Origin of the sequence: Kribbella sp. NPDC049174, assembly GCF_043197365.1 — a bacterium.
Taxonomy (GTDB): domain Bacteria; phylum Actinomycetota; class Actinomycetes; order Propionibacteriales; family Kribbellaceae; genus Kribbella.
Genome location: NZ_JBICSZ010000009.1, coordinates 100591 through 113434 on the forward strand (window position 1 = coordinate 100591; position 12844 = coordinate 113434).

A 12844-nucleotide genomic window follows, 5' to 3' on the forward strand; every position below is an offset into this window, starting at 1 on the left:
GGCTGTGGTGTCATTCCCTACTTCGGTAGCACCCAGATCGGGTTCGTGTAGAACCACAGGTCGACCCACGGGTCCGCGTCGCCAACCACGTCGAGCTGCGGACCGGCCGGGTCGATCGCGGCGCCCAGGTACCCGGGCTGGCTGCGCTTCCCGTCGGTGCCGCGGACGCGGACATAGAACGGCGCCTCCGCCTTGCCCAGCGGGTACACCAGCTCGAACGTGCCGCGGCGACCCGAGGTGTCCCACTGCTGGACGACCTTGGTGCTCGGCGTCGTGAACGTGTCGCGGTCCGCGACCGGTCCCGTCACCGCGCCTTGAATGACGTCGACGCGGTTGAGGGTCGGTACGAAGTTCGCCCAGTTCGGCAGCGTCTGCGCGGTGATCCGTACGACGAGCTCGAGCGAGCGACCACTGCGGGTGATCAGGGCTCCGCCGAGCGGTTCGCCGTACCGTTTGCCGACCTCACGGACCTCGACCTCGACACCCTTGACCAGTGCGCCGTGGTCAACCCAGACGCGGCCGTTGCGCAGACCCTCCATCACCGCGAGGTAGTCGCGGCGGCCCGCACCGACATGCGTGCGGCTGTAGAAGCCGGGCCAGAAGTCGCCCGCGGTCGAGTTGACCGCGTTGCCGTAGACCGGGTCCATGTAGCGGCCGTCGCGGTCGAACTGCGCCTGGCTCGAGCCGTCGGGGCGGCGGGCGGTCTCGTTCCAGTTGACGTGCGAGTCGGAGTTGGCGCTGATCCACCACGGCTTGCCCTCGGCGAGCAGGCTGTCCCAGAGGCCGCCGACGGTCGCCGTCATCCAGTCGAAGCCACCCCAGGTCCGGTAGCTCTCGGCCGGATAGCCGGGGAAGGAGTTCGCGTTCGGCGAGTTGCCGTAGAAGCCGCGGGCGCTCGCACCGCCGATGCCCTGCGGCAGGCCGGCCGCCTGGTGACCCGGTGCACCTTCGAAGCCGACGGCGATCCGCGGGTCGGCGTCACGCCAGTTGCGGATCTCGTGCGGGCTGTCGATGCCGTTGCGGGCCGGATGATTGGCCAGGAACAGCGCGTCCGCGACCCGGCGCTTGTCCACCTGCTGACCGAGCCACTGGATGCCGGACACCGCGAGCGCCTCGTTGACGGGTGTGTTCGCCCCGGCGCCCTTCACGCTGCCGTCGTAGCTGTTCTCGAACTGCTTCAGTACGTCGACCTCGCGGCTGCCCGGCGCGACGAAGACCGTGCCGTGCTCGGCGGCCGGGATGTTCCACTCCAGCCCCTGGAAGATCAGCGTGTCGCGCAACTCCGAGCGGGCCGCCTTGATCTGCGGGTTGACCAGATCCACACCGATCCGGGCGTGCGTCGCGCCGCCGTGGTCGGTGATGACCAGCCAGTCCAGCCCGTACGCCGCCGCATGCCGAGCCTGGTCGATCACCCGGTACAGACCGTCGGAGCTCAGCTGCGTGTGGATGTGGTGGTCGCCGGCCAGCCAGACGTTCGGGCGGTTGCCCGGCCGGAAGATCCAGCCGTCCCTGGCAGCGGCGGCCGCCGGGGTCGTGGCCGCGGCGACCTGGGCTCCGCTGACGGCCAGCGCCGCCGTACCCCCGAGGATGCCGGCCGACCGCAGCAGCGCCCGCCGGGACACCTCACTCGGCGAGAGATCACCGTCCGGCACCGATTCGTCCAGCGCGGCCAGCGTGGCCGCGTCCAGCTCGGTGTTCGGGTGGTGATGATCGTGCCCGTGCGCGTGGTCATGCCCGTGGTCATGCCCGTGCCCGTGGCCGTGACCCTGTCCGTGGTCGTGGGAGTGGCCCATCGTGTGTCCTCTCGGATGGCGGAATCCGCCGCGATCATCACCCTTTTCCATGACCACCAGATGTTGTCCCGGTGAACGCCACCCATGGACAACGCAGAGCGACGACGTTTCAATGAGCGCGGGGGAAACCATGAATGGAGAACTGCGTTCTGTCACGAAACATCGCAAGCTCACCGGCCCGGATCGCGGCAACGCGACGCTGGCGGCCCTGGCCGGAGTCGCGGTCAGTGTTTTCGTCCTGCTCACCTGTCGGTGATGTCCGGGCGCTGACGGCCGGGCTGTTCTGTCGGGATCTGGCTGCGCGCGGAGCGACGTACGGAGAAGCCGTTGCCTACTGGTGGTATTACAACCGGCCGGCCCGGATGGATGCCGACAACAACGGCATTCCCTGCGAGACGGTGTACTCGACCGCGACCGTGAACGCCTTCTGGTTCTCGTGAGGCGGTCTGTCTGGGCGGTGTTCCTGGCAGCCGCGGCTGTGGTCACAGCCGGTGGTCTGGTCGCACTTTCGTCGGCCGGCGCGTTCGACAACACTGAGTCGGACGCGCCGGCCGTTCGTTCGCCGACACCCACCGGGACTGCCAGCGCCTCGACTGAACCGACCAGGACGCCCAGTCCGTCGACTGTGTTGCCAACGGCAAGGACTGTGTACGTGTTCCCGATCCGGGGCTGTAAAGCGTCCGCGTCGCAGAGTCATCATGACTATCCTGCGTCGGACATCTTCGCGGCGAAGGGATGCAGCTTCGTCTCGCCGGTGGATGGTCGGGTCGACGAGGTGATCCGGGTGGACAACTGGGACTCGAAGACCAACGTCGGCCGGGACCGCGGCGGGTTGTCGGTCTCGGTGGTCGGGGTTGACGGCGTGCGGTACTACGGCTCACACCTGTCGGCGATCCCCAACGAAGTCACACCAGGTCTCCGGGTCCGCGCCGGGCAGGCGCTCGGCTCAATCGGAAACACCGGCAGCGCCCGCATCACCCCACCCCACCTCCATTTCGGCATCAGCTGGCCGACGACCGCGGGCAAGTGGTGGATCCGCCGCGGCTCGGTATCACCACAACCCTTCCTCAACGCATGGCGCAACGGCCATCAGCTCTCCCCCGTCACCGCAGTCACCAAAGCCCGCCGCACCTACGGCCCCGACCACGGCTGCCGCTCATACTGCTGACGAAACCAGCGATTCCGTCGCACAAGCGAGAGCAGCTCAACTCCTGAGCACGGTTTCGGCACCGTCGACCAGGATCTGTGCCTGCTTGACCGCAGCCACCAGGGCGGCGACCTCGAGAAGCGCACGGGCTTGGGTGAGACGGACCCGTGCCTGCTCCCGACCGCATGGCTGCGTCCGGCCTAAGGCTCGCGGCGTCATCGGGCGATCCGGCGCGCGCTCCGGAGGTGACGGAACCCGACGCCTGCCACCGTCACGGCATCGCGGGACCACTCCTGGACGATCGGCTCGTCGGCGGCGAGGTGCTCGTCCAACTGAGCAAGGCTGAGCTCGTACAGCTGGGCATGATTCCCGGTCCAGCGGAACACCTGGTCGGCGAGATCGCCGACCAGGCCCGCCCACTCGGCAGGCAGTGGGTCAGGGAAGTCCCGGTGGATCAGAAGGATGTCGATGTCACTGTCGAGCCCTCCGTCGCCACGAGCGACCGAGCCGAACAGGCTCGCGTGGACCGGCGGGATCGCCCAGTCGTCGATGGCGGCGCGAATCCGGTCGATCAGTCGTTGCCTCATGGTGGTCAACTGCTCAACCGCGGCTGCGGCGAGGTGTTGCCTGTTGAGCGTGTACAAAATACTCGCGCCGGCTTGTGACGCACCGACCAAGCCGGTCGACGTCAACCGCTGCAGCACCTTCCGCACGCCGGGCTCGCTACCCACCCCAGCCAACTGCTGGACTCTCCGGCCGGTGAGCGGCTCGGTGGTCCGAGCCAGCACAGCCAGGACGGGACCGTCGAGCGACGGGATCACAGTACTGATCGGCTGCGACAGATCCATCAGAATCCCTACTATAGTTTTTATATCACAACTATAGTATCAGTATCGCTACTTTACTTGCCATCAGAACCTCGTGGCAGGCGGTCAGGATTCGGGGCCGAAGATTTGGCGGATTTCGGATTCGCCTTCCCAGCCGGGCCAGGTGCGGCGGTGTAGGTCCATGAAGCGCTTGGTCCAGTGGACGACCTCGTCGCGGGTGGCGACGTCGTACACGGCGTAGGCGCCGAGCGGGGCCGGGTCTTCGAACGGACCGTCGGTGACGGTGAGGCGGCCGGCGCGCACACCGACGCGGGTGGCGGTCGCGATCGGGAGCAGGCCCGCCGTATCGACGAGGACACCGCTGCGGGCGGCCTCCGCGCCGAGTTCGGCGATGCCTTCGTGCAGCGCGGGTGGTGGGAAGCCGTGGGCCTCGGACGTGCGCAGTACGGCGATGAATCGCATTACCGGGCCCGCCCTTCGCGCAGCATCCCGATCGACTTCTCGATCCGGCGGTCCCTGGTCTCCTCGGTCTTCGCACCGGTCACCTGCAGCACGTGCCACTGCTGCTTGCTGTAGCTCAGCGTCTGCCAGAACTCCTGCGCCGCCACGTCGGCCGCGAGCGCCGCGGCGAGCTCCTCGGGTACGTCGAGCTCACGCGGAGCCGTGTCGAGTTCGACGTCGACCTCCAGTACGTCGCCGGCCGAGACCCCGGCAACGGTACGACGTTCCGCGCTGACGCCGAGCATGAACCGGCCACCCATCCGGGCGATCGAGGTGCGGAAGGTGAACCCGTTGACGGTCACGCTGACCTTCGGGTGCCCACCGCCGCCGAGTGCCTCCACGACGTCCGCAGGTACCTCGAAACCGGCCGCGGTCTTGCCGCTGGACTCGAGCTCAGCCGTGAACTTCATCGGAGACTCCCTCCGCGCGGGCGCGCAGCATCAGCAAGGTGATCCAGGTCCAGCCCAGGATGACAGCGACCGTGAAGCCGAGGTTGACGGCGGCCGTGCCGCTGCCGGCGCCGAGGCCGACCAGGCCGAGGAGGTAGACCACACCGGTCACCAGCGAGAAGCGGGACCAGCGCCGGTCACCCTGGCGGCCGAACCGACGGCTGAGCACGAAGCACGCGACGATCAGACCGATGAAGCCGAGGAACCCAGCGATCACGTGGCCGAACCCGTGCCAGCTGATCGTCTCGGGCATCGCATCAGGCGTCCCCGGCGGGAACCCGAGGGCCGGATCGGCCCGCATCAACCCGGCCGCCGCGACGCCGGCGCCGTAGACGACGAGACCGCCGATGGCCCAGCGGGACCGGAGTCCCGCCTGGCGCAAGGCGAGAACACCGACGACGGTGAGCAGGCCGGTGACGACCATCATCGTGGAGTGGATCCAGCCGCCGGTGCCGTTCGCGAGCAGGCTCAGCGAGTGCTTGCGGATGTCGAAGCCGTCCCGGACGATCGCCTCGATCGTGCCGATGCCGACGTACAGCGGGCCGGCGAGTGCACCGGCGAGCAGCAGGGGTGGTGCCGTTTGCTTGGTTGTGGTTGTCATGGCGGTAAGCCTGCGTCCGGCCACTTCAGAAAGACTTTGGAAGTCTTAGGCTGAGCCGCATGCGATTTGGCGTGCTGGGGCCGGTCACCGGGTGGACCGACGACGGCCAAGTGGTGCGGCTTCCTGATCGCAAAGTGCGGGCGCTGCTGGCCGATCTCCTGCTGCACGCGGGTCGCGCGGTCGCCGCAGCCACGATCATCGACGATCTGTGGGGCGACGAGCTGCCGGTCAATCCGACCGCGACGCTCCAGACCCGGGTCTCCCAGCTGCGCAAGGCGCTGGACGAGGCCGAGCCGGGCGCCCGCGACCTGGTGCAGACGACGCCCGCCGGTTACCTCATCACCGTTGCCGCGGAGGCCGTCGACTCCGGTCGATTCCGCGCACTCGCGGCGCGGGCGCGGCAGACCGGCAACGCGCGGATGCGCGCCGCGACGTTAGCCGACGCGCTCACGCTCTGGCGCGGTCCGGCATACGCCGATGTCGCGCAGGACGCGTTCGCCCGGGCGACCATCGACCGGCTCGACGAGGAGCGGCTGGCCGTGCAGGAGGCGTACGCCGAGGCGCGGCTGGTGCTCGGTGAGTACGACGAACTGGTGGCCGAGCTGGCCGAACTCGTGGCCCGGAACCCGTTGCGGCAGCGGCTGCGCGCCGTACAGATGAGGGCGCTGCATCAAGCGGGCCGGCAGGCGGAGGCGTTGGAGAGCTACGCCGACCTGCGGCATCGGCTGGCCGATGAGCTCGGGCTCGATCCGGGTCCGGACCTGGTCGCGCTGCATCAGGAGGTCCTCACCGAGGCGCCGGCAGCCAGAGAGCCTGCACGGACCAATCTGCCGACCGAGGTCGAGTTGATCGGCCGGGATGCCGCTGTGGACGAGGTTGTCGAGCGGCTCGCGTCGGCGCGACTGGTGACGCTGACCGGAGCGGGTGGCGTCGGCAAGACCAGCCTCGCGCTTGCGGCCGCGCGTCGTACCGGCGACGAGGCCTGGCTGGTCGAGCTCGCCGCGCTGGACGCAGGGGCCGGCGCCGACGAGGTGTCGGCATTGGTCGAAGCGACGACCGGGCTACTGGTCCTCGACAACTGTGAGCACGTGGTCGAGGCAGCCGCGGAGGTGGCTGCCCGGTTGCTGCGGGAGTCGCCCGGTCTGCGGATTCTCGCCACGAGCCGGGAACCGCTCACCGTTGCGGGCGAACATCGTTGGCCGGTGCCGCCGCTGGATCTCCCATCGGCGGAGACGGACGCGGCAGACAGCCCGGCCGTTCAGCTCTTCGTTGCGCGCGGGTCGGCGGCGGACCCGCGCTTCAGCCTGACCGCCGACAACGCCGCAGCTGTCGTTGCGCTGTGCCGCCGGCTCGACGGGCTTCCGCTCGCACTGGAGTTGGCCGCGAGCCGGGTGGCGGCGATGGGCGTCCGCGACCTGGTCGACCGCTTCGACGATCGTTATCGACAGCGCGGTCTACCCGATCGGCAACAGACGCTGTCGGCCATGGTCGAGTGGAGTTGGGATCTCCTCGGCGAACCGGAGCGGGCGGTGCTGCGCCGACTCGCACCACATCCCGGCGGCTGCACACTGGCCGCGGCCGAGGCGGTGTGTGCCGGCGACGACGTACCGGTGGCTGATGTCGCGGAGTTGCTGAGCCGGTTGGTCGATCGGTCGCTCGTCGTCCGCGTGGACGGGACGTCCGGGTCGCGGTACCGCCTGCTGGAGACAGTCCGCGCGTTCTGCCTGCAGCGACTGGAGGAAGTGGGCGAGCTCGAGACGACCCGGCGACGGTACGAGCGGTACTTCGAAGGGTTGGCCCGCCACACCGAGCCTCGGCTCTACGGCCACAGCGAGCTGTTCGCCTATCTCGGCGGCTTGTACGGCGACGCGCCTGCGCGTTCCGCGAGCCCATCAGCAATGTTGCCTCGGACAACGACCGTCACGTCGGCCGACGGTACGCCGATCGTGCTGGAGACGTACGGCGACAGCGGCCCGGCGATCGTTCTCGTCGGCGGCGCACTGAACGACCGGCGGACGTTCATCCCGCTGGCCAAGCGGCTGGCCGGGCAGTTCACCGCGGTGACCTACGACCGGCGTGGTCGCGGCGACAGCGGTGAGGTGCTGCCGTGGTCGGTGGAGCGGGAATTCGAGGATCTGGCCGCGGTCGTCGACGCGGCGGGCGGTCCGGCGTACGCGTTGGGTGTCTCGTCCGGCGCGGTGCTCGCGGCCGAGGCGGCGGTGTACGGCGTACCGATCTTCGGACTGCTGCTGATCGAGCCGCCGTTCATCATCGACGACACCCGGCCGCGGCTCGCGGCCGACTTCGCGGTCCGGCTGCAGGAACTGGTCAAGCAGGACCGGTACGGCGATGCAACCGAACTGTTCCTGGTCCAGGCGGTCGAGATGCCGGCCGAGGTCCTCGCGCCGATGCGGTCCGCCCCACTCTGGAAGGACCTGGAGGCGCTGGCACCGACCTTGGCGTACGACGTCCTCGTGATGGGCGACTTCACCATCCCGGACCACTGGGCCACCGCGATCACCATGCCCACCCTGGTGATCGACGGCGGCGAGAGCCGGGACTGGCGACGCAACACCGCGCAGGTGGTCGCCGATCTGCTCCCGGACGGGCGGCGGCTGACGATGGACGGTCATCCGCACGACGTCGAGCCCGATGTGCTCGGTCCGATCGTCGAGAGGTTCATCGGCTCGTGTCGAGGCCGCCCGGGTGGTTCCGACGTACCGGGTGTGTGAGCTGATCGGCAGCTCTCCCGACGAAGGACAGAGGCATATGGGACAACCCGTTCTGAACAGCATGTTGCTCGGCAGCACCGACCCGGAGCGGTTGAAGACCTGGTACCGCGACGGCTTCCACGCCGAGGTCGACGGCTACGGCAACCTGAACCTCGGCGGCTTCGGCCTGGTGATCGAGCAGCGCGACGACGTCGCCGCGAAGACCGCGGAACCCGGCCGGTGCATCGTGAACTTCGCCGTCGACGACATCGAGGCGGCGGCCGCCCACCTGCGCACCCTCGACGTCGAGTGGCTGGTGCACCCGGAGGACCGCGGGGTCGGCTGGTTCGCCACCCTGGTCGACCCGGACGGCAACTACGTCCAGCTCATCCAGATGAAGCCGGAGTACTACGCCGGCCTCTGAACAAGAAACGTCCGCACCGGCCTTGGGGAACCGGTGCGGACGGGGTCTCTTCTTCAGGTCGTGCAATCAGGCGCATTCAGGGGAGAGAGGCGGCAAGCGGGGGGCAGAGCGCCAGCGCCCGCTTGCCGCCAACGGCACCTTTGGTGATCGAGGTGAGGTTCTCGACCGGTCGCGTTTCCGGGTGGGTTGTCTGGTGAGATACGGAACGCGTAAAGGTACCGGTTGCTTCTCAGCGGGGTGCTACGTCCCACATGCGCTCGCCGGGCAGGGGGTCGGGGAGCCGGTCGACGGCAGGCATCGGGTCGTTGGTGACCCGGAGGCCGGCGAACCGACGGCTCATGGCGTGTGCGTACCGCTCGGCCAACGCCGGCTCGGCGTTGTAGTCGGCGATCACGTGCTCACCGAACCAGACTCGGACGCGTCGGCGCTCAGACGTCTGGGTGGCGGTGGCGGTTGTCACTTTTCCTCCTGGCTGTTGCTCAAAGGGGTGGTCGGCCTGGGAGCGCGGAGCGAGCGCGGTGTCGGTGCGCCGTGTGTTCACCGTCACGTCAGATCCAACGGAGGACGCGGACCGTAAGTCACGCCCCGATCGCGATTCGGGACACTTTTTCGAGACCGACCAGAATCGAATTCTTCGAGCCTTTGTTCGAATACGAATTCACAGCGTTTCCTCAGGAACGACACGCCGGGCTGTCGGCGGGACTCCGTACGCTGGTTTACGTGACCATCGAAGACGCTGGAACCAAGGCCCTGGCCGTGCCCGATCGGGGTGCCAACGGGGTCGTGCAAGCACCCGATCGGATCCAACCCACCGCTCTCGCCGCCGTTCAAACCGAGCAACTGATCAGTGATGTCGGCGACGCGCTCCGCCTGCTCGACGCGGTCGAACGCGTCCGCGGGCACGCCCACCCGCTCATCCTCGGCCTGCAGGACGCGGTCGGGATGAAGATGCCGACGGCGCTGACGCTGAGCGCGGTCGCGAACGGCCGGACCACTGCCGAGGAGGTCGCCGACCAGGTCGGTACGACGACCGGCGAGGCCGAGCTGGCGATCGCCGAACTGGAGGCCCTCGGCATGGTCCGGACGGACCCGCGCCTGGTCGTCACCTCACTGGGTCAGGCCCGCCTGTCCCAGCTGGACGGTCTCACCGTCCGCGTCCTCGACGTCGTCACCGGCATTCTCGGCCCGACCGACGCCGCCCACCTGGTCCGGCTGCTGCACACTGTCGCCGACGGCCTCGAGTCCGCCGCCGTCACCGCGACCGTCACCCAGTCCTTCCCAGCCGCCGCTCTGCACAACTGACCCCGCCGCTCGCCTGGTTCAAGGATCCGGCGGGCAACATTCTGTCGATCATCGAGGAATAGGGTCGTTGTACTGACCCAGGCGGCCCTTGTAGCGGACGCCGTTCGCGTAGGGCCAGGAGTACGGCGTACAGCCGTGCAGGCCCAGCGTTTGTTGCTGCATGACCGGCGCCGGCCGGCCGGGTCCCGGGCACAATTCGTGGCCGCGGCCGAGCCGGTGACCGGTCTCGTGGTTGATCATGTACTGCCGGTACGCCGCCAGCGACGCGCCGTACTTCGGGACGCCGTGCACCCAGCGCGCGATGTTGAGCACGACGCGATCGCCGATCCGGCAACTGGTGTAGCGATCGTATCCGCCGCCGCAGATGGTGTCGCGCGTCGCGGGAGTCACCAGCATCAGAGTGAAGTCCGGGTTCTCCCCCGGACCGACCTGCCGGAAGCGCCACTGCCCGCCGGACGCCCAGCCCTGCGGTGCGCCGTACGTCGCCCGGACGAACTGCGCCAGCGCGATCCGGTCGATGCCGTTGATACCGCCCTCGATCGCGATCTGGAACGTGAGCAGCCGGCCGGACCGGCCGATAACCGCCGGATTCTCCGGCAGAACGGCGTACGAGACGGTGCCGCGGGCCGGGTAGGTGATCACCGGCTGGGGGCGCACCGGCGTCGACGAGGATCGATCGCCGGGATCAACGGGTTTGACCGGCTGCTGGACGGCTTGCCCATCAGTCTCGGCGGCGGCTGCTTTGGTCGAAGGGGCGGGGCGTTCGGGGTAGCCGGTGCGCGCGAACGGACTGGCCGGTAGCTGGTACAACGCACCGATCGCGACCACGACGGCGACCGCCAACCCGGTCATCCTGACAACACTCCAACGGCGCATCTGGCGAGCTCCTCACAGCGCCCCTCTGAGCGCATTCTCACTCCGTTCTTGCCCGAGTGCCCACTAACCCTTCTCCGCCAACCGGTGGAGAAGGATCAGCCCAAGCGCAGACGGAGCGTCGGGTAGCTCGCCTCGATGAACCCGAGCGCGCGGTAGAGGTCGATACCGTCCGGCGTGGCGTGCAGTTCGATCTGGCCGACGGCGGTCTCGTCGCGGAACCAGTCCATCAGCGCGACCACGCAGGCCCGGGCCAGACCACGGCGGCGGAAGCCGGGCTCGGTGCTGACGTTGTACAGGTGGCCGCGGAGCGTGGTGATGTCCTTCGGGCCCGGCGGGTGGACGTAGACGTTGCCCGCCGCGCCCGCGACCACACCGACGGCCGGGTCGTCGACGACGTACGCCGCGAACGTTTCGGGGGAGCTGAGTTGCTCGGCGAACCACTGCCGCGCGATCTCACGCCACGGCGCGTCCGGGCCGCCGATATCGGTGCCCATCGCCGCCAGCATGAGCCCGCGGAGCCGGACCAAGGCGTCCGCATCGTCCGGCTTGGCCCGCCGTACCTGAATGTCGGTCACCACCACATCCTGCCAGGCCGGAAATCCCTGCCGAACTTTTTGTCCGGTCAGTGAATCGAACGAAGGGGACGCGCACCGGGGACGCGTCCACCTGTCTTGCCGCCGACCGATGGAGCGCCGTGTCCCCGAGCAGCAGAGCCCGTCGCGCCGCCCGGCCCGGTCGAGCCCGGCCGTCGAAGTCGCGGCAACGGTCCTCCCTCGGCGCGCTCGCGCTCGCGGTCGTCGGTGTGCTCCTTCCCGGTACGGCGTACCTGCTCGCGCGGCGGTTCCGGCTCGGTGTCCTGGTGACGACGATCAGCCTCGCGCTGTACGGCGCGGCGGCGTACGTCGGTCTGAAGCGCCGGGACGACGTGATCGCGTGGGCACTGGATCCGGACCTGCTGCTGTGGATGGTCGGCGGGCTGAGTGCGGTCGCACTCTGCTGGGTCGTCGTACTCGTCACGTCGTACAAGATGCTGCGGCCGCTGGCGGCGCGGCCGGCGTCGCGGCTGTTCGGGGCGGTGGTGGTCGGGCTGGTGTGCTTCGGTCTGGCCTCGAGTACTGCGCTCGGCGCGCAGACGTTGATGGCGCAGCGCAGTCTGGTGCGGAAGGTGTTCGGGAACGAGAAATCCAAGAGCCAGACCCGGCCGACGATCACCAACACGAAGGACGTGTGGGCGCAGTTCCCGCGGCTGAACCTGCTGCTGCTCGGCGCGGACGACGGCGAAGGCCGGGACGGAACGCGGACCGACACGGTGATGGTCGCGAGTATCGACACCAAGACCGGGGACACCGCGCTGATCTCGCTGACCCGGAACTGGATGCGGATGCCGTTCCCGAAGAACTCGCCGCTGTACAAGATCTACCCGACCGGTTTCTGGGATCCGAACGGTCCGAAGGAGCAGTCGAACTTCTATCTGGACGCGATGTACCGGAAGGTGCCGGAGTTGCATCACGGGATCCTCGGGCCGTCGGACAACGAGGGCGCCGATGTACTGAAGCTGTCGGTCGGGGAGGCGCTCGGGCTGCAGCTGCACTACTACGTGCAGATCAACCTGGCCGGGTTCGAGCAGGTGGTCGAGGCGCTGGGCGGGATCACGGTGAACATCAACTACCCCGTCCCGGTCGGGGGGAACGACGACAAGCAGATCCCGCCGAGCCGCTACCTCGAGCCGGGCCCGAACCGGAAGCTGAACGGCACCGACGCCCTCTGGTTCGCCCGCGGCCGGTACCGGGTCCCGGGTGCCGACGTGGCCCGCCAGGCGCGGCAGCGCTGCACGATCAAGGCGATCGTCGAACGCGCCACCCCGCAGAACGTGCTCGCCAACTACCAGTCCATCGCCAAGGCCGGCGAGCAACTCATCCGCACCGACATCCCGCAGGACCTCCTTCGCCACTTCATCACCCTCGGGGAGAAGGTCAAGTCCGCCAAGATCACCAACATCGACCTGGACAAGGAACGCAACTACCCCAACGGCCGCAACCCCAACTACGCCGCCATGCGCTCCCTCGTCCAGACCGCCCTCAACCCACCCGCCACCAAACCCCGCCCGACCACAACTCCCACCCGCCGCCCCACCACCAAACCCACCAGACCCACAACCACCCCCACCCACCCGGCCGACCTCACCACCGACTGCGCCTACAACCCCAACTGAG

At 68.7% G+C, this 12844-nt stretch carries 15 protein-coding genes; 7 read left to right on the forward strand and 8 right to left on the reverse strand.

Features of this window, described 5'->3' with window-relative positions; translation table 11 throughout:
* Positions 1-17: 17 nt before the first annotated feature.
* Positions 18-1793, reverse strand: a complete 1776-nt coding sequence (locus tag ACGFIF_RS34685; protein WP_393160329.1) for a histidinol-phosphatase — start codon at positions 1791-1793, stop codon at positions 18-20.
* A 130-nt stretch (positions 1794-1923) separates the two neighbouring features.
* On the opposite strand from ACGFIF_RS34685, the gene ACGFIF_RS34690 reads away from it, so the two are divergent.
* From ACGFIF_RS34690 to ACGFIF_RS34700, 3 genes are all read left to right on the forward strand, one after another.
* Positions 1924-2049, forward strand: a complete 126-nt coding sequence (locus tag ACGFIF_RS34690; protein WP_393160764.1) for a hypothetical protein — start codon at positions 1924-1926, stop codon at positions 2047-2049.
* On the forward strand, positions 2021-2233 hold the full coding sequence (locus ACGFIF_RS34695) for an excalibur calcium-binding domain-containing protein (RefSeq protein ID WP_393160330.1): 213 nt from the start codon (positions 2021-2023) through the stop codon (positions 2231-2233). The genes ACGFIF_RS34690 and ACGFIF_RS34695 overlap by 29 nt, the downstream gene beginning before the upstream one ends.
* A 212-nt stretch (positions 2234-2445) precedes the next feature.
* Complete coding sequence (locus ACGFIF_RS34700) at positions 2446-2961, forward strand: M23 family metallopeptidase (RefSeq protein WP_393160331.1); 516 nt, start codon at positions 2446-2448, stop codon at positions 2959-2961.
* Positions 2962-3155: 194 nt separating this feature from the next.
* On the opposite strand, the gene ACGFIF_RS34705 is transcribed toward ACGFIF_RS34700, so the two are convergent.
* From ACGFIF_RS34705 to ACGFIF_RS34720, 4 genes are all read right to left on the reverse strand, one after another.
* Complete coding sequence (locus ACGFIF_RS34705; protein WP_393160332.1) at positions 3156-3788, reverse strand: nucleotidyltransferase domain-containing protein; 633 nt, start codon at positions 3786-3788, stop codon at positions 3156-3158.
* A gap of 84 nt (positions 3789-3872) precedes the next feature.
* A complete protein-coding gene (locus tag ACGFIF_RS34710; protein WP_393160333.1) occupies positions 3873-4229 on the reverse strand; it encodes a YciI family protein in 357 nt (118 codons plus the stop codon).
* Positions 4229-4678 carry a YdeI/OmpD-associated family protein gene (locus tag ACGFIF_RS34715; protein ID WP_393160334.1) on the reverse strand — a complete coding sequence of 150 codons (450 nt, stop codon included), beginning with the start codon at positions 4676-4678 and terminating at the stop codon, positions 4229-4231. The genes ACGFIF_RS34710 and ACGFIF_RS34715 overlap by 1 nt, the downstream gene beginning before the upstream one ends.
* Entirely contained in the window at positions 4662-5318 is a 657-nt protein-coding gene (locus tag ACGFIF_RS34720) for a DUF998 domain-containing protein (RefSeq protein WP_393160335.1), read from the reverse strand. The genes ACGFIF_RS34715 and ACGFIF_RS34720 overlap by 17 nt, the downstream gene beginning before the upstream one ends.
* Before the next feature lie 59 nt (positions 5319-5377).
* On the opposite strand from ACGFIF_RS34720, the gene ACGFIF_RS34725 reads away from it, so the two are divergent.
* Positions 5378-8050: an alpha/beta fold hydrolase gene (locus ACGFIF_RS34725; RefSeq protein WP_393160336.1), complete on the forward strand. Its 2673-nt coding sequence runs from the start codon at positions 5378-5380 to the stop codon at positions 8048-8050.
* 37 nt (positions 8051-8087) lie between these two features.
* Entirely contained in the window at positions 8088-8453 is a 366-nt protein-coding gene (locus ACGFIF_RS34730; protein WP_393160337.1) for a VOC family protein, read from the forward strand.
* Positions 8454-8682: 229 nt separating this feature from the next.
* Here ACGFIF_RS34730 and ACGFIF_RS34735 read toward each other — a convergent pair whose 3' ends face one another.
* A complete protein-coding gene (locus tag ACGFIF_RS34735; RefSeq protein WP_012924486.1) occupies positions 8683-8913 on the reverse strand; it encodes a hypothetical protein in 231 nt (76 codons plus the stop codon).
* 260 nt (positions 8914-9173) lie between these two features.
* On the opposite strand from ACGFIF_RS34735, the gene ACGFIF_RS34740 reads away from it, so the two are divergent.
* Positions 9174-9755, forward strand: a complete 582-nt coding sequence (locus ACGFIF_RS34740) for a MarR family transcriptional regulator (RefSeq protein WP_393160338.1) — start codon at positions 9174-9176, stop codon at positions 9753-9755.
* Positions 9756-9803: 48 nt separating this feature from the next.
* Here the strand turns inward: ACGFIF_RS34740 and ACGFIF_RS34745 are convergent, their stop codons facing one another.
* Both ACGFIF_RS34745 and ACGFIF_RS34750 read right to left on the reverse strand, forming a co-directional pair.
* On the reverse strand, positions 9804-10607 hold the full coding sequence (locus ACGFIF_RS34745; protein ID WP_393160339.1) for a DUF3152 domain-containing protein: 804 nt from the start codon (positions 10605-10607) through the stop codon (positions 9804-9806).
* 119 nt (positions 10608-10726) lie between these two features.
* Positions 10727-11206 carry a GNAT family N-acetyltransferase gene (locus ACGFIF_RS34750; RefSeq protein ID WP_393160340.1) on the reverse strand — a complete coding sequence of 160 codons (480 nt, stop codon included), beginning with the start codon at positions 11204-11206 and terminating at the stop codon, positions 10727-10729.
* Between the two features lie 119 nt (positions 11207-11325).
* Here ACGFIF_RS34750 and ACGFIF_RS34755 point away from each other — a divergent pair, with 119 nt between their 5' ends.
* Positions 11326-12843 (forward strand): LCP family protein, encoded by a 1518-nt coding sequence (locus ACGFIF_RS34755; protein WP_393160341.1) that lies wholly within the window; start codon positions 11326-11328, stop codon positions 12841-12843.
* The last annotated feature ends 1 nt before the right edge of the window (position 12844 follow it).

Coding starts and splice junctions, on each gene's coding strand:
- ACGFIF_RS34685 (WP_393160329.1), bottom strand. CDS start 1,793: ATGGGCCACTCCCACGACCACGGACAGGGTCACGGCCACGGGCACGGG.
- ACGFIF_RS34690 (WP_393160764.1), top strand. CDS start 1,924: ATGAATGGAGAACTGCGTTCTGTCACGAAACATCGCAAGCTCACCGGC.
- ACGFIF_RS34705 (WP_393160332.1), bottom strand. CDS start 3,788: ATGGATCTGTCGCAGCCGATCAGTACTGTGATCCCGTCGCTCGACGGT.
- ACGFIF_RS34710 (WP_393160333.1), bottom strand. CDS start 4,229: ATGCGATTCATCGCCGTACTGCGCACGTCCGAGGCCCACGGCTTCCCA.
- ACGFIF_RS34715 (WP_393160334.1), bottom strand. CDS start 4,678: ATGAAGTTCACGGCTGAGCTCGAGTCCAGCGGCAAGACCGCGGCCGGT.
- ACGFIF_RS34720 (WP_393160335.1), bottom strand. CDS start 5,318: ATGACAACCACAACCAAGCAAACGGCACCACCCCTGCTGCTCGCCGGT.
- ACGFIF_RS34725 (WP_393160336.1), top strand. CDS start 5,378: ATGCGATTTGGCGTGCTGGGGCCGGTCACCGGGTGGACCGACGACGGC.
- ACGFIF_RS34730 (WP_393160337.1), top strand. CDS start 8,088: ATGGGACAACCCGTTCTGAACAGCATGTTGCTCGGCAGCACCGACCCG.
- ACGFIF_RS34745 (WP_393160339.1), bottom strand. CDS start 10,607: ATGACCGGGTTGGCGGTCGCCGTCGTGGTCGCGATCGGTGCGTTGTAC.